General features: G+C 56.5%; 17 protein-coding genes. 8 read left to right on the top strand and 9 right to left on the bottom strand.

The window, feature by feature from the left end:
- Positions 1 to 40: 40 nt before the first annotated feature.
- From NG895_RS24915 to NG895_RS24945, 7 genes are all read right to left on the bottom strand, one after another.
- Positions 41 to 4,000 carry a LamG-like jellyroll fold domain-containing protein gene (locus NG895_RS24915; RefSeq protein ID WP_252855265.1) on the bottom strand — a complete coding sequence of 1,320 codons (3,960 nt, stop codon included), beginning with the start codon at positions 3,998 to 4,000 and terminating at the stop codon, positions 41 to 43.
- Between the two features lie 111 nt (positions 4,001 to 4,111).
- Positions 4,112 to 5,215 (bottom strand): LacI family DNA-binding transcriptional regulator, encoded by a 1,104-nt coding sequence (locus NG895_RS24920; RefSeq protein WP_252855266.1) that lies wholly within the window; start codon positions 5,213 to 5,215, stop codon positions 4,112 to 4,114.
- A 316-nt stretch (positions 5,216 to 5,531) separates the two neighbouring features.
- A complete protein-coding gene (locus tag NG895_RS24925; RefSeq protein WP_252855267.1) occupies positions 5,532 to 6,980 on the bottom strand; it encodes a sugar porter family MFS transporter in 1,449 nt (482 codons plus the stop codon).
- A 30-nt stretch (positions 6,981 to 7,010) separates the two neighbouring features.
- Positions 7,011 to 8,249, bottom strand: coding sequence for an AGE family epimerase/isomerase (locus NG895_RS24930; protein ID WP_252855268.1), 1,239 nt, complete (start codon positions 8,247 to 8,249; stop codon positions 7,011 to 7,013).
- Positions 8,250 to 8,268: 19 nt separating this feature from the next.
- Positions 8,269 to 10,455: a hypothetical protein gene (locus NG895_RS24935; RefSeq protein WP_252855269.1), complete on the bottom strand. Its 2,187-nt coding sequence runs from the start codon at positions 10,453 to 10,455 to the stop codon at positions 8,269 to 8,271.
- Positions 10,456 to 10,578: 123 nt separating this feature from the next.
- A complete protein-coding gene (locus tag NG895_RS24940) occupies positions 10,579 to 10,944 on the bottom strand; it encodes a hypothetical protein (RefSeq protein ID WP_252855270.1) in 366 nt (121 codons plus the stop codon).
- A gap of 88 nt (positions 10,945 to 11,032) precedes the next feature.
- On the bottom strand, positions 11,033 to 12,148 hold the full coding sequence (locus NG895_RS24945; protein WP_482758166.1) for a DUF1559 family PulG-like putative transporter: 1,116 nt from the start codon (positions 12,146 to 12,148) through the stop codon (positions 11,033 to 11,035).
- Positions 12,149 to 12,964: 816 nt separating this feature from the next.
- On the opposite strand from NG895_RS24945, the gene NG895_RS24950 reads away from it, so the two are divergent.
- The 4 genes from NG895_RS24950 to NG895_RS24965 all read left to right on the top strand — a co-directional run bounded on the left by NG895_RS24950 (position 12,965) and on the right by NG895_RS24965 (position 17,118).
- A complete protein-coding gene (locus NG895_RS24950; RefSeq protein ID WP_252855271.1) occupies positions 12,965 to 13,813 on the top strand; it encodes a glycoside hydrolase family protein in 849 nt (282 codons plus the stop codon).
- A gap of 327 nt (positions 13,814 to 14,140) precedes the next feature.
- Entirely contained in the window at positions 14,141 to 15,235 is a 1,095-nt protein-coding gene (locus NG895_RS24955; protein WP_252855272.1) for an Lpg1974 family pore-forming outer membrane protein, read from the top strand.
- Between the two features lie 30 nt (positions 15,236 to 15,265).
- Positions 15,266 to 16,198: an Lpg1974 family pore-forming outer membrane protein gene (locus NG895_RS24960; protein WP_252855273.1), complete on the top strand. Its 933-nt coding sequence runs from the start codon at positions 15,266 to 15,268 to the stop codon at positions 16,196 to 16,198.
- 53 nt (positions 16,199 to 16,251) lie between these two features.
- Positions 16,252 to 17,118, top strand: a complete 867-nt coding sequence (locus NG895_RS24965; RefSeq protein ID WP_252855274.1) for an Lpg1974 family pore-forming outer membrane protein — start codon at positions 16,252 to 16,254, stop codon at positions 17,116 to 17,118.
- A gap of 36 nt (positions 17,119 to 17,154) precedes the next feature.
- Here NG895_RS24965 and NG895_RS24970 read toward each other — a convergent pair whose 3' ends face one another.
- Positions 17,155 to 18,528, bottom strand: a complete 1,374-nt coding sequence (locus NG895_RS24970; protein WP_252855275.1) for an SGNH/GDSL hydrolase family protein — start codon at positions 18,526 to 18,528, stop codon at positions 17,155 to 17,157.
- Between the two features lie 76 nt (positions 18,529 to 18,604).
- Positions 18,605 to 18,745 (bottom strand): hypothetical protein, encoded by a 141-nt coding sequence (locus NG895_RS24975; protein WP_252855276.1) that lies wholly within the window; start codon positions 18,743 to 18,745, stop codon positions 18,605 to 18,607.
- Between the two features lie 559 nt (positions 18,746 to 19,304).
- On the opposite strand from NG895_RS24975, the gene NG895_RS24980 reads away from it, so the two are divergent.
- From NG895_RS24980 to NG895_RS24995, 4 genes are read left to right on the top strand one after another with little or no spacing between them, the layout of a single operon-like run.
- On the top strand, positions 19,305 to 19,580 hold the full coding sequence (locus tag NG895_RS24980; RefSeq protein WP_252855277.1) for an EsaB/YukD family protein: 276 nt from the start codon (positions 19,305 to 19,307) through the stop codon (positions 19,578 to 19,580).
- Between the two features lie 9 nt (positions 19,581 to 19,589).
- Complete coding sequence (locus NG895_RS24985) at positions 19,590 to 19,985, top strand: DUF4190 domain-containing protein (RefSeq protein ID WP_252855278.1); 396 nt, start codon at positions 19,590 to 19,592, stop codon at positions 19,983 to 19,985.
- 31 nt (positions 19,986 to 20,016) lie between these two features.
- Positions 20,017 to 21,231 (top strand): HesA/MoeB/ThiF family protein, encoded by a 1,215-nt coding sequence (locus NG895_RS24990; RefSeq protein ID WP_252855279.1) that lies wholly within the window; start codon positions 20,017 to 20,019, stop codon positions 21,229 to 21,231.
- A complete protein-coding gene (locus NG895_RS24995; RefSeq protein ID WP_252855280.1) occupies positions 21,228 to 22,442 on the top strand; it encodes a M67 family metallopeptidase in 1,215 nt (404 codons plus the stop codon). The genes NG895_RS24990 and NG895_RS24995 overlap by 4 nt, the downstream gene beginning before the upstream one ends.
- Positions 22,443 to 22,592 lie beyond the last annotated feature (150 nt).

The following is a 22,592-nucleotide window of genomic DNA, read 5'->3' on the forward strand; positions in this document are numbered from 1 at the left end:
GTGGTGATGGTCATTCGCCTGATTGTCCTTCAAGAAATGATCACCGGCGGCGGAGTCGCCTCCGCACGCCGGCGATCACCACGATGCCAACAGCAGCGCTGCCCCATGCTGTTGGCTCTGGTACCGAATGGGTTGCTACAAAGGGCACGCCGTCGGATCCGAAGGCGAGTGCTCCCCCCAAACCGGCATCAATCAGCGCCTGGTCAAGCAGCACGGCATCGCTGAGGTCGGTGATGCCGTCCAGATTCAAGTCGCCATTCCGGATGGAGTTCAAGTCGCCGACGCGAACACCATTGACCAGATTCTCACTGTACCATCCCGCGACGAACGCACCGACGTCATCTACGGTGAGCCCGTCTTCTTGGTTGACGTCGCCAGGGGTTCCGCTGAGATCAGTCGTGGCAAAGGCGTTGTCTGCAGCGAAGTCGAATTCGCCGTACTCCGTTCCGCCCGAACTGGTTCCGAATACGAATAAACTAAGATCGTCGATCACACCGGAGTAAAAATCTTGCGTACCAGGCATTTCGACATCGGTATTGGCGCCCAGCACCAGTGGTGCATTGTCCGCTCCGTCGTAGCCAGTGGCCTGGGCCGCGATTGCTTCGCCATTGAGGAATAGTCTCGCTCCGTCGGCGGCACCAGACGGTCGTACGAGCATCAGGTGCGACCAGGAATCGTAGTCGACGGCGATGCCAGTGTCGGTGTCGACGCCCGCATACCGCATCATCCAAGTGTCTTGATCGCTAATCATCACCCCATGCTGATTGGTGTCGAGCACCAGGGACTGGGTGGCGCCAGCGCCACTGGAGTTTGGCTTGGCCCAGAATTGGAAACCGCGGTTCGCAATTCCAGCGTAGTCTTTTGGAGTGGTTGCTATCGTGGCTGCATCCGAAGTGCTCGGCAGGCCCAGGCGGGGAGCTAACAGGTAGTCGCCCGTTCCGTCGAAGGCCACACCTAGGGTATTGCCGGCGCCAGGGCGATCGGAGACCGATACGTAACTTGCATTGTTATTCGCTTCGAGCGTACCCCGAATCAGGTCGATAGCGGTGCCTGCCGACAGCGTGCCGTTGGAGTCGAAGGTCAGCCCTTCGTCAACGGAACCAGCGAACTGGGAGCCAACTTCCATCCCAGCCGAAGCGCTTTCAAAGGTACTATCTCCAAGCAGATAGTCGCGATCAAGTTCCAAGGCAAACGCACAGGTGTTGATCGTCCCCGTGAGAAGCAAGGCGAGTACCCAGCTAAGCGAGCGGAGTGAAAGCAGTTTGGCGACGATGGGCCGGAAACGTCCGGCGATGCCTATCGAAAGTCCGACCACCACCACCAGGGCTGTAGCCGGTTCGGGTACCGACTGTGTCGAAGCATTTAATGGCGATGAAAGTGGGGAAGCAAAGTTGTTCTTCCATTCCGAGTAGTCAGCGGCATTGATGGTCCCGTCGCCATTGCCATCGGCCCCTGTTCCTGGTGCGACGGATGCTCCCAGATTGTTTCGCCAGACGACGTAGTCGGCCAGGTTGACCAATCCATCTTCGTTGTAGTCGCCAGTCACGCCACCGCTGACATAGGATACTTTGCCACGAAACGTCCCCGAGTCCGAGGTGAACCGGAACACCAGATCTTGGCCATCGACAGTTTCGTCGTACAGATTGCCAAGCGAAATGGCCTCGTTGTGGTCAAGAGTGGTGGTGCCTAACAAGAATCCCTCACTAACGTCGCCAGCGTTGGAACCACCTCCCTGAAACCAACTCTCGCCCGCTCCATCGCCGAGAGAATCAAGACCTTGCTCGTCCAGGCTATTCCACGCGACAGGGTCCAGTGAATTCGACGCACTCTGGATTTGATAGCCATCTATCGAGATGGGAGCGTCATTTGCATTGCTGAGAGTGACAATGCCGGTTGTGGTATTCACCTGCAGGTCGAGCAAGTTAATGAACTCCGAGAAGTCGCCAGCCATGACACTATTGACCTGGGACTGGTCAAGCCCCTCGTCGAACCAGGCCACATCATCGAGCAGGCCGCTAAAGTTGTTGATCCCCGGGCCCGACATTCCGATAGTTAAACGTTCGGGCGATGGGATTAAGCTGGCGAGTGTGCTGATTTCCGTTTTGACTCCATCGTAGTAGTAGACATAGTCATCGCCAGTTCTGGAGTAGACAACGTGGTGCCAGTCGGAATCGGGCACGGGGATCTGCGATCCGGTCCGAACATCCTGTTCTCCTCCGCAGCACCCGTAGAATTCAACGTTGTTGTCCAGGTAGTCGTAGATCACCGATATCTGCGTGCTACTCGAACGCGACAGCACATAGGTGTCTGTCGTCCCGGCGTCTGGTGTCGTTTGCATCCAGAACGCGGCGGCAAAATCTCCAATTTCGCTCGGAGCGTCTGCCAGGATTGCTTCGAGGCCATCGGCATCAAACTGGGCTGCATTTCCGTATCCGGACTGCCCCGCCACGAGTTCGACAGCGCCCACGGCTACTGACGCATGGTTCTCACGGCCAGTGCTGTCCAGAAATGTATTGCCGATATTGTAAGTGCCTGCGCTGAGTTGATTGTCGTTACCATCCTGCTCGAACTGGTACAGCCCCAGCAACTGCGCTTCGGCGGTCGTCGTGATGAAACTCAGCAGGCAAGCTACTAGCAACAATGAGACCAGAGGGCGGAAGCGTCGCAGTTGATTCACCAAACAGACCGTTGCGACCAAGAGAATTGCAGAACTCGGCTCCGGCACGGACTGTCCTGCTACCATTGCAGCAAACGCTCCCGGGGTGTTGAAATCGTCGTAGTCTGCCTTGAAGATTCTCAGGTCACCCAGGTCGTTGTCCAGATCGCCATCCAGATCGCCGTGCTGGTAGGCAAACGCGATGCTTTCCGAAGCCAAATCCATCGAAAGCCCTCCTGCGTAAATGTTCCAGTCATCCTCATCAATGTTGCCATCGAAATTAAGATCGCTACGGGCGAATGCGTTATCGTCGTTTCCTGTAAATTGCACGGGCAGCGAAGTGATCTCAAGTGACGTGGGATCGACGTACTCAAACACAAGATCTTCATTCGGATTCTTGATCCACACATCGACTCCAAGTGAAACAGAACTGTTCGCAGCAACGACACCGCCATCACCCACGCCGAACTGATATTCACTCAGTTCCAGGGAGCTTTGGGTGCCGGCGTCCGATAGTTCTGTCCAAGTGTCGTCAGAGTCGACCACTGTCCCTGCTTGGCTATCTGCGTCGTACGTGTTGGCGATCGACGTCCAGTGCGTTGGCGAGAGAGCCCCAACCGCGGACGTAATCGAGTAGCCCTTCAAGCCTACCGGGACGTTATTCGGATTGGTCAGCAACAATTCACCCGATTGGCGATCCGCAGTAACGCGAAGCGGGAGAACGGAAAAATCGAAGTTGGGGTCATTGACAACGATTTCGGTCAACCCGGTCCACTCGCCAATGCCCAGCGTGAAGTCGACGGTGTTGAACAAATCGATTTCGATGGTGTCGCTATTGAGCCCCGTTAGATCGATCCCCGCCGACCGTATGTCTCCAAAGCCTTCGGGGCCATTTGAAAACGAACTGTCGTAGGCTCCATCCGCAGCAGTGATCGTTCGCTCTTCCCCATTGACAGTAGCCGTGATGGACTCCGGAGCGGTGATTCCCGCACCAGAGTATTCGAAGAAGTAGACGACCACGTTGGAGAGATCCGTTGCGCCACCGGACAACGAAAGTGTAACGCCTGGCTGCGGAACCGGGTTGCCCGAACCCTCTTGGTAAATGGTGCCTGGTTCACCAGCGTTCCAGAGATTGGCCGAAGGCGTGTAGCCAGGCAGGCCAACCCCGTCATTCAAACCGCCGTTAATCGCTCCTCCTGCGTCAAACCCAGCGATTGTTGACAGATCGCCGACGTTGTCGTAGGTGTACGTGTACGATTCCTGGGACCACGCGATAGGAGCCCACATTGCGACAATCGTGAGATTCAAACCGACTGCGAGTCTTCCGAGAAGTGTTACAGACATGTAGTAGTTCCTCGTGTGGGGCTAATGCGTGGGTGAGTTGCCTTCAAGCACCGCGGAACGAAGGCGGTAGGTGTCAATGCGTGGAAATTGGGTGTGAGATCAGGGGGCAACTTAGCTGGATCCCCTGACAACAAGCCTTGGCGTGATCTCAACAACGCGATCCTCTTCAGGCAGAGGTCCTTGCATGACCAAATGCTCCATCATCTTCAGCATCCTCTCGGCTGCTAAATCTTGGCGAGTGTCGATCGTGGTTAGTGGCGGGTCGGTCCAATCTGCAAGGTAGTGATTCAGGTAGCCCACCACAGCGACGTGCGCCGGTACGGAGACACCGCGTGCGTGCAGTCTGCGAAGTACCGTGGCAGCCCAGAAGTCGTCGTTGCAAACCAGGGCGTCCGCACCGGCATCTCGAACCAACTCGTCGATGGCGAGATCGACGACCTCCTCTGGGAACTGCCATGTGAGCAATTCAGGGTTGTGCCATGCGAACGCCTTTCCATGTTCCGCCGCGTTGAACACCAAGTCATCTTGCGCTTGCTTGCCGTAAGCCTCGTGTTCGTCGCGAAATCCACGAAGCCTGTCCTGGCAGGTTGGCTTTTTCAGATCCGAGACAATCAAGGCAATGCGTCGGCGACCACGTTCCAGCAGGTGCCGCGTAGCCAGGCGTGCGGCAATGTAACGATTGGCTTTGACGACATGCGCTCCGCGAACTCCCGGATCTTCGAAGAAGACGGTGTTGGGATGCCGCTCCGTGAGCGCCTTGCGGTCTCCTTCGAACCAGTTGTGGATGGCACAGAACACGCCATCTACTGCTCGACGAGAGAGCTCGTCCACGTAGTAGTCGAACTGGTTCGGTCCGACGGTGTCGCTACCAATCGTGTTACCGATCATTGTGTGGTAGCCGGACTTCACCGCCTCGGTATCGAGATGCTGAACTAGAAACGACCGCAGTGGATCGCCGGCCGAAGCGACCAGTGTGCCAAACATGTGCGTACGCATCCCTTTGAGTTGCTGTGCAGCGACGTTGGGCTGGTATTTCATGTGCCTGGCGATCTCCAAGATTCGTTTGGCGGTAGCCTCGGCAACCCTTGAGTTTCCCTTTCCTCCATTGAGCACACGGCCAACGACACCTCGCGAGACACCGGCTGCTTTGGCGATGTCAGCAAGGCGAATGCGCGAGTCCGCCTTGTCCGTCGATTGGGCTTTCTTGCGAGGCATGAAGCGGGTCCTCGAGAAGGGGAGAAGCAATAGGGTTTAGCGTGGAGGGGAAAGTATTCAGCACGCCTGCTTGGAGTTCCCAGGGTTTCCTACGATAGCGGAGACCTCACGAGAGGTCAAGCGTTTTTCTCGGTGTTTTTCGATATCTGATGTGTCGCGATTGGGACGGTTTGCCGTGCGGGATTCGAGCGGGGGGGCGAAACTCACGCCACGGCATCACATTCGCCGGTGGATGGTGTTGAGATGGCTGTCGATACGTGCATCGAGCATGTCGGTTCGGGGAGAGGATGTTGGCAAGTTGAATGTTCGATGGTGTTCACGTCAGGCTTGCTTTCGACACGTGAAGCCAGCCGGTTTCGATCTCTTCCAAGCTGCGACCGCGAGTCTCGGGTACGACCTTGTAAAAAAAGTAGGTGGCGATCAGGCAAATAAATGCAAACAGGAAGAAGGCGGTCTGCATGCTGAATCGCTCGGTAACCACCGGAAACCAGAAGGCACTCAGGGCATTGGTTGCCCAGTTGGTGAATGTGGCAATGGACACGCCAGTTCCCCGCACCTGGTTGGGAAACACTTCGGGTGTGAGCACCCAGATCACGGCGCAGATTGACAAGGCAACTGCCGCGAAATAGATGGCGAGTGCTGCGACAATTCCATATTCGCTCCAACGGAATTGTGCCTCGGACTGCATGGCGAAGAGCGCGCCGACTACAAGCAACATGCCACTCACAACGGACATGCCGCCAATAAGCAAGGACCTTCGTCCCCAGGAGTCGATCAGAGCCAGTGCTATCAACGTGAAGACCAGATTAATCACACCGAATCCGACTTGGAAGGCAAGCGCTCCATCTTTCGCAATGCCTGCCGATTCGAGGATCGATGGACCGAAATACACAACCACGTTTACGCCGGTGAGCTGTCCAAAGAGCGAAAGCCCCACACCAACTATCAAGGCACGCCGATAACGAGGCTGCAATATCTCGGTCCAGCTCGACTTGGTATTCAATGTGCCATCGATAATCGCTCGGTATTCTGCCTCCGCTGCGTGCAATGCCTGCACATGGCCAAGCAGTTGACGGCCTTTCTCCGCCTGTCCATTGAGGATGAGCCATCGTGGGCTTTCGGGAGAGAAGCAAAGTAGGAGCAGGAAGGACAGAGCAGGAAGGACCTCGGCACCGAACATTCCCCGCCACGTCTCATCGCGTACTAACCAATCGACCCAAGCGATACCTGCCGAGGAGCCGACCAGATGTTCTGACCAGTTTTGCAGGCCAAAATTGCTTAGATAGGCCAGCAGGATCCCGATAACGATGGACAGTTGGTATAGCGCGACTAGTCTGCCGCGCACGGCTGCCGGAGAGAACTCTGCGATGTAGGTGGGAGCGACGACGGACGCCAACCCCACTCCCAGGCCGCCGACAACGCGCGCGATCGCCAGCCAGCCAAAATTAGGGGGCACCGCTGAGCCAATAGCGGAAATCAAGAACAGACTGGCGGCTGCAATCAATACCGGTCGGCGGCCGAGGCGATCACTCAACACTCCGGCAAAAGCCGCTCCGACGATGCAGCCGAGCAAGGCCGAACTTGCAAACCAGCCAACGTGCCATCCCGAAAGTGCAAACCGCTCGGAAACACTAGAGACAGTGCCAGATATGACGGCCGTATCGAAACCAAACAGCAATCCACCCAACGAGGCAACGGCGCAAACCCCCAGCAAGAACCCCTTGCCGGGGGATTCAGAAATCAAACCTGAATCGTGATGGTTCATTGCTGCGATGCTGTCGCTTTGAGGTGCGTTCTATTCGCTCTTGTTGGAGGAGAGCAACTGAAATGCACGGAACAGGATGCGAGGGACGTGAAAACAGCCTTTCCAGCCATTGGCCTTAGCCGTCCAAATCGGGGATCCATCGCGATTAAGATAGCCGTACCATTCGCCACATTCCTCATCGGGAAAACGCGAGAAGGTGTAGTGGTGGATTTTGTTGTACCAGGACGCCAGTTCCGCCTTGCCGGTTAGGCTCCATCCCAGCATCGTAGCGTAGAGCGCTTCCCCGTGAGGCCACCACAGCTTGCACTGTGATTCGATACAATGGCAGGGAGTGTCGTCAAAATTTTTGATGTAGAAAAGACCTCCCTGCTCTTCATCCCATCCACCCTTCAAGGATGCAAGTATAATGTCGACGCAGAGGTCGATGGCCGTTTGATTTTCATCGCGAGCGGCGATTTCAAGCATCATCCAAGCGCTCTCTAGGGCGTGACCTGGATTGATGGTTCGGCCCTCGGGCAGATCGATGAGCACCTCGCCCTGGGGACCAACGTTCTCGAGCAGCACGTTCTGCTCGGGCTTCCAAAACCGGTTAAGAATGTGGTCCATGGCCGCGGTGCATGCGGAAGCATATCTATCGCATGGATCGCATTCATTGAATACCCAAGCCACTGTCATCAGGCAGATGTAACGTGAGTGCAAATCAAACTCGTGCTTCAGCGGGTAGCCAAGAAGCGGAGTATCCGACAATCGACGCAACTCGAATTCAAGGTCACCGTAAAGCGACAGAGCCCGATCGTACGCCTGCCCATCGTTAGCGGCCTTGGCGTATTCCAGCAAACCGATGGCTGCGAATACCTTGGTGTAGACGCTCAAAATCGAGGCCAGCGGCTTGCCCTCTCGATTGGTACGAAAGTACATTCCTCCATCGGGGCGAAAAGCATGCTGCAACAGAAAGCTAGCGCCCGTACGGGCAATTTCCAACCACAATGGGCGCTGCTCGTGGCGATTGTACAAATGGGCGAACATCCATACCTGGCGCCCGGTCATCCACATGTCCTTGTCGAAACTGTAGGGTTGACCTTCGCGGTTCAGGCGAGAGAAATATCCCCCCTGTTCGGTATCGACTGAGTGCTCTTGCCACCAAGGAACGATATCATCCAGAAGCGCAGATCGGTAAACCTCGCTTAGCTTCTGCCTGCGATGGGCGTCGAGTAAACCACCCTCGGTAGGTATCTCACTCGCTTCGAATTTTGGGTCAACGGTGCTCATGCGCCTCTGTCAATACTGGCTAGTGTTCATTGTCATCTGATTCAACTTCGTCCACGTACTCCTGCGGAAGCATTTGGTCGCGGATGGTCGGATAGTCGTCCGATAGATCGGCCTTGCTCATCAACTCCCAGAGAGTGGTGTCCTTTTCCCGCATGAGCAGCACCGAAGTAATCCAAGCCTGCGTCCACCCCGACTCGATGCTCCAAGCCCCCCAGCCATGATCCGCGTTCGAGCCCCAATGTTCCCATCGCTCGAAATCAAAGGCTCGCATCCAACCACCGTCGACTTCCTGGACTTCATCACTGCGAGCTTGAATCCGTATCAAAAAGTCCGCCAGGCGGTCCTCGGCATGACGCACTCGCTCGTCATCCATTACAGCCGCAGCTTCATGAAGTGCAAGCAGTGCGAAGTTGTTCGTATACAGCATGTCAGCCACCGGATCTCCGTTGCGGGCAATCAGAGATGCTTCGGATACGCCATAGGCCTCGTTCGACCCAGGCGGCGGAAACATCCCGCGCCCTGGTGGTCCGATCTCTTCCCGGATAGCCCCGCACTCATCCTGAATAGACAATAGACCATCCACGGCTTTAGTGAGCATTGCACGATGCTTGGGGGAATCGTCGATGCGCACCAGCCAGGCCAGAGGAAGCACGATGCGCGCTCGCTCCTGAGCCAGCCCATTGGTCCATCGCAGCCCATCGGGATACTGCTGCATGGTCATTTCCAGCGCAGTGCTGGCCCGATCCAGCAGCAACGGGTCGTGCGTTTGCGAATAGGCCCACAGGTAGCACGCCCACAAATAGCACTCGAAATGGGGCGCGTAGCTCACCGGGCTTTGTGCGAAGTAGTGTTTCCACCCGTTTTGGCCGAGTGGCCCAATGTCGATCCGATCACCGCGGAAGCCAAGTTGTCCAGTCGTTCGAAGATTGCCAATCATGCAGCGAGCAATCGTTTTGTTCCAGCGATCCTCTCCCAACACTCCGGCGGTGGCCATAGTCGCCAGCATAATCCTTGCATTGTCATCACCATAATTGGCCACGCACCAGGCGGGGTTCGTGATGCCCCAGGAAATCAGTCCGTAGGCACCATGACTTGGGTCACCGCGTTCGTTCTTGCATGCTTCCGAATCCAGCAGATAGTAATCTAGTAGATTTCGAGCGGTTTGTTGGTGGGCGCCGTCGTTTGACAGCCGCGAGTACAGTGCGTGGGCCATGGCTGTTTCGGCAATGCAATCACCGCGTTGCACACTGCTCACGACCTGATGCCCATCCCACTTTATGATGGACAGTATGGCTTCCATGCTGCCGAGGCTGCCGTCGCCGACCGGAAGCCCCGCCTCGAGTGGGGGAACCCGGACTTGCGGCGAAGCGACGCGCACTTGCCAATCGGGATGGACAATCATGTTTGCTTTAGCAAACCAGGCGACTCCTCGCTCGATGGCCTTGCGCTGGGCTGCTGGTGGCAGCGGTTCACTAGACCCATAGGTGGCCGACACAATCGCAGGGGGGTACGCCACCGCCACCGGGGTCGCTGAATCCATCAAATGTCCCAACAGGGTATTCCACACAGCCTGCCAAGAGGAATAGGGTGAGTACCGGCCTTGGCGAAAATGGCTCAGGCCTGTGGCCCCCAGGTACAAGGTTTGTTCATCGTTCACCAGCAGTAATGGTGCGGTCTTGTCTGGCAGGCCGAATATCGCACTGTCAAAACCGGCGACCCTGGCTGAAACCAGTATGGGTTTACCAAACTCTTCTCGCAGGGACGGATCGATGGGCACATAGTGCAGCCCATTGGCCTGCAGTACCGACAAGCGGGGGATCGCTGGGGCGAAGAAATTGTCGACTGCTACTACGCGTTCGACATGAGATTCCGTTGCTGAGAAGTTCTGGGAACCTCGAAGAAAATCTGGATACTCCACATAGCACCGAAGATTCTTATCACGGATCGCTTGCAGGTCCGTCTTGGAAACGGCCGAAGGAGTCTCTGGGTAACCATCGGCCACGATGACCAGGGCATCGCCAGCGGTCGCAGCTTCGATGGCTTGCTGTGGACTATCAAACCGGACGACCTGCGGGCCGAACGTTGCCTTCGCCACCTGCAACAGATCGTTGGACTCGCTTGCAGAAAAGAGCAGGCGTGGCGCTCCTTGGGCAATTGCAGCAAACCCTACTACAGAGACCAGCAAGGCAACTCTCAAATTTGGCATAGTCGCATTCCACCACTGCTGTATTCGAACCACTACATCAACTCCGGCGTTTTGTCTTCAGTAGATGGAAGGGTTGATCTGAAGATGGAAAGTTGTGAGGAACTCAAGCGCGCAATCGACCGGTTACCTGTGCGATTCCAACTCTTTCAAGTCAAAAGTAAAGCTATTCTGTTTTGCCTCCACATCGGCCATTAAAGTACTCGTTTGCTGATTGCGAATACTTGCGGGAATGTTCTCGAAAGTGGAGGACCTCTTCTGTCCCGGCTTCAACTCGCTTTGCAGCCGATTGATGTCACTGGGAGGTACTACAACGACGATATACTCGCCGACTCGTGCACCGTCGCCTGCCTCAGAAGTGCTCAACACAAATGTACCATCATCGGCAAGGCGCCCAACCGCCATGGGGCCCGCTTGTGTAGGGTAAAACTGTATGGTTCCCTCGGTAACGGGCTCTCCGCCATAGGTGACGGTGCCAGCTACTTCCGCCATTTGAGGGCCCCGGCTACAGCCGACGGGCAGTAAAAGTAACAGCAGTGCAAGTACTACACGCATATCCAATCCTCGCTCTCCGTTTCGCCTATTGCCTGCCCGTGGAACCACCTCGTACGGGTAGAGGTTCCAGTAGTCCGTCGTCGCGGATGGCCATTAATTGAAACATGCCGAAGTCCGTGTCTTCGGTGAGAAACTGCACCGAACCGTCGGCCATCGCCACCTGAGCACCACCAGGATGCGACGACAAAACCGGTGTGCGATTGTCTAGCATGGTACAGGGTTCGCCGTTGCAGTAGCCATCGCTGGAATTATCGCGAACAAAGTCGCAAAATTCGGTTCCTAGAGGGCGGCCGATCGTGGTCGTGTTGTAGACACGGTCATCGAATTCATTGCCACCTCCCTCCCCTCGGTGTTTCAGGAACGTTCCCAGCCACGCTCCGTGCAAACCACTGCTTCGACAGTCGGTCTTTGTGGGTACGCTCTCACCGGGAGGGACCGTAAGCCCCCACTTCGATTGCTCCGCGAGAAGCAAAACGTTAGAAGTTCCGTCCGTCACCTTCGCAACTTTGGTGTCGCAGTGCGAGCAGAGAATCCCGTTGTAAGCATGGATGTTGGCGCTGGTTCGCAGGTAACGTTCTTGAGGGTCGTTGCCCGATGCGCCAGCCACGCCCGCGTAGTCGGCCGCGGCCACGTTGACCCCACTTGCGACTTGCGGAAGCAATCGAGGCATGTCGCTGGATGGGCAAAAAATGCTATCGGGCGCGTAGCCGTCGAGGGCAAGATAATTGTCACTGTGGGTTGGTCCCCGATCCAGGTCCAGGCCACCGGGCTCGTACATATCGATGGAATCGCTAACGGCAGTACCTTCCATGTACGGCAAGATATGCGCCCTCCAACTTGGCCCGTAGCCGCTTGACCAATCGCCACCAATGGCGGATTCAGCGCCAGGCGGGTAAGTTCCACGCGCGCTTTCGTAATTCAGGCAAGCCAGGACTAACTGATGCAGATTGTTGCTGCAGGCGGCTCGTCTTGCGGCCTCGCGAGCCGCTTGCACGGCCGGAAGAAGCAGTGCAACCAGGATTCCAATGATCGCAATCACTACGAGCAGTTCCACCAATGTGAACCCACGCTCGGTGCGGTGCCGAATCCTGACTCTGCTTGAAAGTTGTTCCATTTGGGCTGCGCCCACTTCGGATGGCATAGGCTCCGGAATCATCCTGGCGTTACTCCGTAGTGTGAAGGATCGGTCACACGCGGTTCCACCTGGGAAATTCCTCCCAGCCAGCTGCCCAGTAGAGCATGGAGGAATTTCCCGCCCGCGATGCACTCGAGGGGGGAAGAGGTCGAGTTTTCGGTATTTGGCGCCTGATGCCGTGAGTATAGACATGACCTCACGTGAGGTCAACGCTTTATGTATCCTTTTTTGGATATTGGCGAAAGCCTCTGAAGTGTTGTCCTGAACTCGGGGATGGGCTCCCCCGACTTCTCGGCGGTATGTTGCCGACTCCGTTCGGCTAGGCGATACCAGCTTGCTGGCTGATCGCCTGCCCAGTATCGGCAGCGCTGGCGCTAGGCCCCTCACATTGTCCGCACTGCCGTTGTTCCCAATTGCATTCGGCTGCGCTAACGCTGTGGAGTAGGGCATCCGGCGTCACGGACTGTCTCCATAAAATGTAATTGCTTTATCTTCAGGATCTCGCGCGAAGCAAATGAGCTTCATCGCATTCATGATGAATCTGCACACGACGTCGTTGAACCAGTGAGGAATGTCTGGTTAACTAGAACTCCGTTGCGTTGCATCTCGGGAATTGGTGATGTGTTCGCTTGCCCGAGAGATTCTGGTATCAGCCATGGTAAATAAGCCGCCTCCCGCGAGGCGTTTCTATCGGTGCAGCAAAGGGAGGTTCCGGTGTTGAAGTGCGTTTCTTCGTGGATGTTGGTATATGCGATGAGTTGTCTGTGTGCGTCTGCCTGTATGGCAGAACGTCCTGAGATCCGGAAGCTTGGAACTATTGACTTGCATCTTGTCGAGACTCAGCCCATCGTCTACCGGAACAATCTCTATCGATTTGAATCGGTGCGAAAACGATATCCAGGCAATACGACCTCCAAGCCCTACTTCCGTTTTGTCGACGTCGCCAGCCAGCAGGCCACGCCGGCATTTGCCGAAGGGCACGATTTAGGCTGCGCCCTGGTCGCTGACGAGCGCATGTGGGTATTTGGGACTCCGGGGTGGGGAGCCAATAAGGTCCAGCAGTTTTGGTCAGATGACCTTAAGACATGGCATTCGTCTGAGGCGCTGAGCATAGAAGGGTGGGAGCTATTCAATACAAGTGTGTGTCGTGCAGGTGACCGATACGTAATGGCATTTGAAGTCGGAGCTCCGGCTAATGTCGCGGGGCAACGGTTTACTGCGAGATTCGCAGAGTCGCGGGACCTGAAGCAATGGACCGTCCTGCCAGAAGAAGCGGTGTACACGAAGGAACGTTATTCGGCTTGTCCGACCATCCGGTTCGTCGACAAGTGGTTTTATCTGATCTACCTCGAAGCTACTGGCGACTATGAGTTCAATCCGTGCATTGCACGGAGTCGAGACTTAAGGCACTGGCACCGGAGCAAGGTCAATCCCATTATGCGTTTTGGGGAGGAGGACAAGCGAGTATACAACGCCGGTCTCAATGCGAACCAACGAGACGAGATAAAAAACGCCGTGAACAGAAACAATTCGGACCTCGATCTATGTGAGTACGATGGCCGGGTACTTATCAACTACTCCTGGGGAGACCAGGCTGGCCACGAGTTCCTCGCCTGTGCAGAGTATGACGGGACGCTGCAGCAGTTTTTCGAAGCGTGCTTTAAGGATTGAAGCGAGTCTCCACGAGCGATCTCGGCGGAATCGAGGAATTCTGATCCTGCAGGACTGGCAGCCTTGCTTCAGGGCGTCCGGCTTGAGCCTTTTTCTGCAGTTTGGCTCACGTGGGAAGCTATCGCTGGTCGATTTTAGCGATTAAGCAAAACATTCGGACGCGTTGCCTCTGTTTCCCCCTTCAAGTAGCGGGTGAATCGGCGGTGTGTTCGGTCTCATCCAGGTGCACTCGAAATTTGGCGATCGATGTTCTTGCGGTTCGATAGATCGCCCCAACGCCGTGGCTATGGCCATTCGGCGCCGTTCTGCGCCGGGTTGCTTGCGTGCATGCTCTACGCCGCCCCCGTCTGCGCGGATCCGCTTGAAGTGGAAGTGCTCGAACCGCCCTTAGTGGCCGATTCGGGTGAACTCTTCGGCGAAGCGTCGTACCACGTTCACGAGATCGATGGTCCGTCAATGCGGAGTTCGCCGCCAGTGGCGACGATCACGCCATACGTCGATCTCCTATGCTGGAAACTGACCGAAGGAAGCGCGGAAAACTGGGCACAGGAAATCACTCCGCAAGGATCGTCCGGTAGTCTTGCCGGCACGGCCACTCTGGTCGATGCGCCATTCGATTGGGATGCAGGGTTGCGCGTCGGGCTGGACTATGCCCTGGTGGATGGTGGCCCCCAGGCCAGCCTGTACTACACCTATTTCAACACAGGGGCCACCAACGAGGCGGCGGGCGATGTCTACTCGGCGTTTCTTGGGAACTTCTTCGCCGGCAATCCCGATGGCACCGGGTTTGGACCGCACTACGAGAGCGGGCACATCAACTGGGATGTCCAGTTCCACACGATCGACCTCGAGGTCGGGCGAAACTTGTTTGTTAGCCGGGCACTGGCGCTGCGACCGTTTGTGGGGCTGAAGTCGGCAATCATCCGGCAACAGATACATTCCTCGTGGCACGACCCGATCGATAGCTCGTCGCAAGACTATCTATTCAGTTCCGCGACCGAGAACCTCACGCAGAAAATCTGGGGAATTGGACCGGCCGTAGGTGTCGAGGCTCGCGCGCCGCTTTCGCTGGGGCCAGATCACGCGCTCAGTGTCTACTTCAGTCCATCGGGGGCTCTGATGTACGGCTCATGGAGTTTTAGCGATCAATTCCAGACCGACGGACCAACATCGACCACGATTCCTGTGCCGTCTTCGATTGCCATCAACTCCGAACCGATACGCGGCGCCGCTACCATGTTGCGACTGGCTTGTGGACTGGAGTGGGAACAGTGCTCGCGTAGAGTCAACACCCGATTGCGGGTAGGGTTTGAGGGGCAAGTGTGGCTCAATCAGATGCAATACTACTCGTACAACATGGGGCGGCTCAATAACCTGATGTCGCTCCAAGGAAGCATCCTCGAGTTTGGTATCAATTACTAGCTTTTCCCGACACGGTCTTTCGAAACCTTTATGTTTGCTCGCGTGCTTAGCCTGATTCTCCTCTTTGCCTGCTGGTCGGTGGCCAGTGGAGAAGGGGTGACTCCTTACGCAGAGCTATTGTACTGGCGGCCTTCGGCGGCAACCTCGGCAGTGTGGGCTAGCGTGGTGACCGAAGATGAATTTGAAGCCAAAGGCGTCGACTTCGATTGGGGCGCCGGCTATCGCGCGGGCTTGCTGCTGGAACCCACCGGATGGTTGTGGGATATGAACCTGGAGGTCACTCACTTTACAACTACCGCTGCATCCGATGTTCCTGAAGGATTGCACTTGGTGATTCCGGAGTTTTTTAGCGGGTTTTTGAGTGGAGACAGTTTCGAGTTCACAAGCGCATCGCTCGATTGGCAGTTGAACTATACGGTGTTCGACTTCGAGGCGGGACATACCATTCCCTTGGGACAGGCTTGGGAGCTTCGGCCGACCTTCGGTCTCAAATCCGCCGTGATGAATCAGCATGTCCAATCCGAGTGGGTCGATCCAATCCTGGGTCTCACCGCGGCGGAGAACGTGAAACATGAGTTCTTTGGATTCGGTCCAAGTGCCGGCATCGAAGCCCGATGGAAACCACGTGAGAAACTTACTGTGGTGGGAGAGTGTTCCGGAGCGTTGTTGTACGGGGTGTGGAATGTTGAAGACAACTTCCGCCGCACCACCGATGGTCTGCCAAGTCCATCTTACGAAGCATTCTCGACAAGAATGAACGACTCGCGATTGGGGACGGTGACGCTTCGCTCGTTCCTGGGCATCGAATGGCGAGTGCCATGTCCGATGGATGTGCAACTGCGAGCGGGATACGAAGTCCAGTGGTGGGCGAATCAGCAGCGATTGTTGACTTTTCAACAACTGCCGATGCATGGCGATCTGACATTTCAAGGTGGTACATGCGGTCTTGCAGTTTCCTATTAATCTGTTGTCTCTGGATTGCACATCCGGTCAGAGGCGCCGAATTCTTCGGCGAGTTGTTGTATTGGAAAGCGACCGAACCGGTCGATTGGGTGCTGAATGCGGATCCGTCGCCTGCCAACCAATTTGTCGACTATGTGTCGACCGATTACGACTTCGTACCCGGTTTTCGCTTGGGAGCGACGCTGGCAGGACATTGGGAGCCGCAGATTGCATGGACTCACTTCGAGACCAGTACCGACGATTCAATTGCCGGCGATCTGACGGCGGCCTTTCTGGGGGGAAAAGACTCGCAGCCCCCTGCCCCAAAACTGTACTTCGATACCGGTCAGTTGGCCGCTTCGATCGACTACGACATGATCGACCTTGATGTGGGCAAGTCCTACGAAGTCGTTCCATCGATGGTCGTGCGACCTGTGGTTGGTCTACGGGGTGGCACCCTTCGGCAGTCGTTTATCACGGCTTTCCAGACCAGCTATACCCATGAAGCGGTTGCGTCGCAACGCAACGTCGTGGAAACAGCCGAGAGTAACTTCTGGGGCATTGGACCAAAAATGGGGGTCGACAGCCACGTCGCACTCTATCGTTCTCGCTTGGTCGAAGTGAACTTGCAAGCCGGCTTCTTTGCGGCTTATCTACTGGGCGATTGGGATCTGCCCGACGTGACGCGGATCACACAGACCGACGACGGTGTCGCGACGGATTCCACGCAAACCATTAAGCTCGCGTCACGCGATTTCGGTTCTTTAGCGTTCCAGGCCATGGTGGGGATGAACTTTCGCGCCGGGCATTGGTCGGGCGCCGTGGGATACGAGCTCAACGACTGGCTGAACCAATGTCAGGTGTTTACCGACGCGACTGGTCCGCAAAACAACGACTTGTTGCTGCAGGGCTTGAACGTTCGGCTGGCCTACGAGTTCTGACGCCCATCGAACCCCGGTCCGCAGAACCAACAAAGCTTACTGCTCCACAGCCGCGATCGTAATAGTGTGTTCCACGGGTACATGCGCTCGGGCGATCGAGTCGGCCAGGGGTTGCCGCTTGGCTTCCGTCTCAGCCACCGCTTGCTGCAAGTTGTCGCGACCACGTTCTCCGTGGAAAACTTGCTTTATCTGATGGGTCTCAAAATCCTGTTTAGCTTTCACCGCGGAGTCAACCTCCTGGAAAGCTTTGCTAAACGGATTTTGGGGAAACTCTTTGGCCAGATTGATGCCGGCGGCGAGTTCGTCGGCGCTGTACTCCCGCGAGTGCTCGCCCCATGTCACCTTGTACCGATCGCTATCACCACCGGTAGCGGTGAGCTGGAAGCGATTCAGTTCTTCGTAAAACGGCACCAGGGTCATGCCCGATCGAATCGAATTGTCGCGGTCGATGGGGCCGTCGGCGCAGAAGGGATAGCGATCGCTCACCAGGCGGAGCGTGCCGTTGCCATAGCTTTGAAGTGTATGTCCATCAGACACCGTGGCGGTGTTGGTGCCCAGATCGATGTTGATTTCAGCGATGGAGCCATCCAACCCTAGCGATCGCAGGAAGGCATAGGCCATTACCACGTGGCCAGCCCAGTCGGGGTGCACTCCGTCGCGGCCGGCAACGTTGTAGGGTTGCTCTTTGGTTGCTTGATGCTGGCCCGGCGCGAACACCTGGGCCTGCAGCATGGGCCAGAAGACGTCGGCGAACGCGACGCCCTCATCTTCTGCCACTCCCATCGCAATATCACGCAGGGCGCATAGGTTGATGTTCTGCTGGTCGAGCGTTCCCGAACCACTCGAAACCCACGAAGCAACCTTGCCCATACACCCGGGCGATCCAACCACAACGCGTACATCGGCTTGCTTAAATTTGCGAACGATCGCCCGATAGTGGTCTTCATACCAGCGACCGTTGGTGGCGTCGTAGGGCCGATAGCGGGCGTCGTTCATGCCGTAGCACAGGGTGGCCAGCGTGGGATCGAATCGCAGGCAATCCTGGTCCATGCGTCGCAGGAATCCGTCGGTCTTTTCGCCGCTCCAGCCATACTGCCGCACGGTTACTTCGTACTGTGGCACGCACGCGGTCAGGTAGGTTTCGATGATCCGCGAGTACATCTTCTGCTCGGTGATCGAATCTCCACAGATCGCCAGCCGATCTCCCGGCCGAATTAGCAGGTCTCCAGGTTGCGGAGCCTTGCGGAGATTGAAGATGGCAAAGGCAGGATCATCGGGCTTGGTTTCGTACTCATACGGGCCAAGCGTTACGCCTTCCACGACGGTCTGGCCGCACGAGGTCAGGCCACTGCCGACAAGGCTGCAGAACAGTAGGCAATAGATCCAGTTACCAGCAAGAAGGCTTTTCATCGTGTTCTCGTTCCTTTGGGCAGTCAATTTTCCGTGTCGCCGGATCGCATTCTCTGTGCTGCGTGCGCCGGGGCCGTTAGTCGCACTCCTCCATCATATTCTGGTCGCGGCCACCGTGCTCAAATAGTGGGCCTGGGGCGGCTTGTTGGCGAACTGCGGCGCGAAGGCAGCTGGCCGGCGCCAGGCACTCGCTGAACATGCACGTAGTGTAGGCCATTTAAGCTACCTGCAGGGAACCAGGCCTCAGCCCAGTGAGGTGATGATTCACGCCAATTGCCAGGAGCCGTCTGTCGTCTCCGCGTTTCGGATGCAGTGGAAAACTGGACACGCGGGGACGATTGAAAAGTGCGTCACCAGAACTGTGTTTTCTGGACGCGATTGGGCTGTGCGCCCTGTGAATCGGTGGGCCTCGGCTGTGCTAGAATATTGGCCTCAAGGGCGATGGAGGGCCCAGGAAGTTTGGGTGAGTGTCTCGTTTTTCGATTCACTTTGACCGACAGGGAATTGGTGGTAAACCCAATCGCTGGTTGCAATTGTTGGGGCCGGAGAGGTCTGTAGGCTTGCCGTGGGGGATCTGGAATGCAAGGAAATGGACTAGAGCCCGGAAAGTATGGAGAGCGAAAGGGGGGACGCAATTGGTCAAAATCGCGGATGCAATCACAGCCAATCGTTGATATACTCTGAAGGCTGGGGAGAGGACTTCACGTTGGGGAGGAGTCTTCGCTTGCGATTGCTATTCTGGGATTCTTGGGTGCATCTGCAACGTCGCTCAAAAAATGAATGACATAAAAATAGAAGTCTGGGACGCGACCGGAAACAAGCGGCAAATGGTGGAAGTGCCCGTCGACGCGGAGGTCAATCGTTTGATTGCCGTGCTCATCGAACGGCTGAATCTGCCTCGTCACAGTCCGGACGGACAGATGATGAGCTACAAGTTTCACCATAAGAGTTCCGGCCGTCAGCTATTGGATACCGACACGCTGGCGTCTGCGCAGGTACAAGACGGCGACATCTTGCGTCTTCAACCTGAGATCACCGCTGGTCAGCATTGAGAACGCCGGATGAGCGACGCTACGAAAACCTGCCCGATTTGTGGAGAGACGATCCGCGATGTTGCAGTGAAATGTCGTTATTGTGGTGAGTACCTCGACCCGGAATTGAGGCGGAAGCACAATCGCCCCAGTGGTGTGGACAGTGCGGTAATGCCGGTGGGACGCCCAGTGTCGGCTATCGCCGCTGGCTATCTAGGCCTGTTCGCATTCATGCCGCTAATCGGTTTTTTCGCTGGCTTGCTGGCCATCATTTGTGGATTTCAGGCACTGAAGGAAATCAAGCAAGACCCCAGCCTGTTGGGCAAAGGGCGTGCTTGGTTTGGCATAATCGTTGGTATTCCCTTCACCTTGTTGTGGGGAGTGCTCTTCATCGTTTTTATCGCCGGGATGATCGCCGATACCTAAGCCGGTCTATCACATCGCAGTCTCTTTCCGTATGAGCGAAGCACTTCATATCGATCTGGACGGTGACGATGATCACCGTTTCGCTCGCTTCGAGCTAATCAGTTGGTGGGATCAGCAGCGGTTGTCCGGCACCAAAGCCCTGGTGATTGGCGCCGGGGCTTTAGGCAACGAACTGCTGAAAAACCTCGCCCTGCTTGGCGTGGGGCACGTCCTGGTGGCCGATCTCGATCGCATTGAGCTATCGAACCTTTCTCGATCTGTCCTGTTCCGAGAAGAGGATTGCGGCCAAGGCAAGGCGGCCGTGGCCGCCCGTCGAACTCGGGAGCTGTTCCCCGACATGCAGGTGCATGCCTTTGAGGGAAATATTGTCTACGACCTGGGATTGGGCGTCTATCAATGGGCGGACGTAATCCTCGGCGGCCTCGACAATCGGGAGGCCCGTGTCGCCATCAATCAGGCAGCCGCCAAGGTTGGCAAGCCTTGGATCGATGGCGCCATCGAGCGGCTGCAAGGCGTGGCTCGAGTGTTCGACCCGGCTACCGGCCCTTGTTATGAGTGCACCATGAGCGATGTCGACTGGAAAATGCTCGCAGCGCGGAAAAGTTGTGCCCTGCTTTCGCGAGACGAAATGCAAGAAGGAAAAGTGCCCACCACGCCTACAACATCGTCCGTCGTGGCCGGCATCCAGGTGCAGGAAGCGGTCAAATTGTTGCATGGCATGGAGACCATTGCCGGCCAGGGATTTGTGTTCGAAGGCCTCACTCACCAGAGCTACCTGGTCCGCTACACACAACTGGAAGACTGCCCCAGCCACGAGAAGATCGAACCGGTCGTGTCGCTACCGACGGGCGTGGCCGACACCCGGGTGGGAGAACTGCTGGAACGTGCCCGCACGGATATTGGTCCCTCCGCGGTGCTCGAGTTCAATCACGACCTGATCGACTCGCTGAATTGTAGCGAGTGTGGCGAGACCACTCCGCTGCGGGCATCGTTGGGCAAAGTGACGGAGTCCCAGGGGCGGTGTCCAAAGTGCGGCGAGTTGTGCACGCCAAACCTGTACCATTCGATCAACGAACATTCCACCTTGCTCGATTGCACATTGGCCGAGCTTGGCGTGCCCCCGTGGGACATTATTTCCGCCCACGCAGGGATGGAGCAGATTGGCTACGAGCTGGCCGGCGATCGCGCTACGGTGCTAGCGCCGCTGGTGAACGAGGCCGAAGCAAGTGCAAAGGATATGTCATGAGTGAACTGGACGTAGCAGATCTCACGAACGACTCGCTGCCGGAGGCCAGTTTTCCGGCGAACCCGATCTCCGATTTTCGGCTCTACATGGAGCCCGAAGTCCACCAGGGGACCTGGGCGCATGCCAAGGAAGACACCTCGGTGGAGATTTGCGGTGTCCTCGTGGGGCGGTGGGAACGCGACGAGAACGGTCCCTACGCGGTCGTGACAAATTACATCCGCTGCGAGAGCGCCGCCAGCAAGTTTGCTGAGGTGACCTTCACCCACGAGTCGTGGTCGCAAATCAACGAAGAGATGGACTCGAAGTACTCCGATGCGCGCATCGTGGGGTGGTATCACTCGCACCCCGATTTTGGGATTTTTCTATCCGATCGCGACTGCTTCATTCACGAACATTTTTTCTCCAATGCCGGCCAGGTGGCTTTTGTCGTCGATCCCGTACGCGACCTCGAAGGCATGTTTGCGTGGCGATCGGGCAAGCCAACGCCGCTGGAGCACTATTGGGTGGGCGATCGCATCGAGATCGGCGCCGTCGACAGCAAGTCATCTGCATCGGCCAACGCATCTACCGGTGCTGCTACGTCCGAGGCCTACTCGGCCGGGGCGGCGCCGCCCCGATCGTGGTTGCAGGAACTGTTGATGCTGCTGTTGGTCGGCCTGCTGTTCTTCATGCTGGGCCAGTTTTTGGCCGGTCAAAAATCGAGGTGGGAGCGGGAGATGATCGAACGTGGTGCCGTCGCTCACTACGGCACCAACAAAATCATGAAGATCGGCTTGGAAGAAAATCTGCAACTTGTCTCCGAGAGGTTGGGAGAACTATCCAAATCACTGAAGGAACTTCCCGCAGCCGGGGTGGAACTCGACGAGGATGCGCAGCAGGCCGCAAACTCCTTGCGGCGCGACTTGGAAACGAATCTGGTTTTGTGTCGCGACGCCATCGATCGCATTAACAGGACCTATGGATTGTCCGATGCCGAACGGCAGACGCTGCTGTTGATCGTCGCGAAAAAACGGGCGGAGCTGGAAAAAGCCTTCAAAGAACCCCAGAAGTCGAACGAAAAGAAGAAGACCGAGGCTAGTTCGACCTCTGCTGAAACGATCCCAGACAAAGCGAAAGAACAGGAAAAGCCAGCGGAAACACCGGCTGCAGAAAAGGAACCGGACGCCGCGGCGCCGAGCGAAACCACCTCAACTACCTCCGCCAGCGAGTAACCAGCATGGACGATCCGATCCGCATTTCGTCGACGGACTTGCATACTTCGACCGTGAATGACTACGTCGAGGCGCAGAGCTATTTGAACCGGGAGATCGGCCCGATCGACGACCAGCCATGGATCATTCGCGTCATCTATGCCAACTGGT

Origin of the sequence: Aeoliella straminimaris (assembly GCF_024054565.1) — a bacterium.
In the GTDB taxonomy this organism is placed as follows: domain Bacteria; phylum Planctomycetota; class Planctomycetia; order Pirellulales; family Lacipirellulaceae; genus Aeoliella; species Aeoliella straminimaris.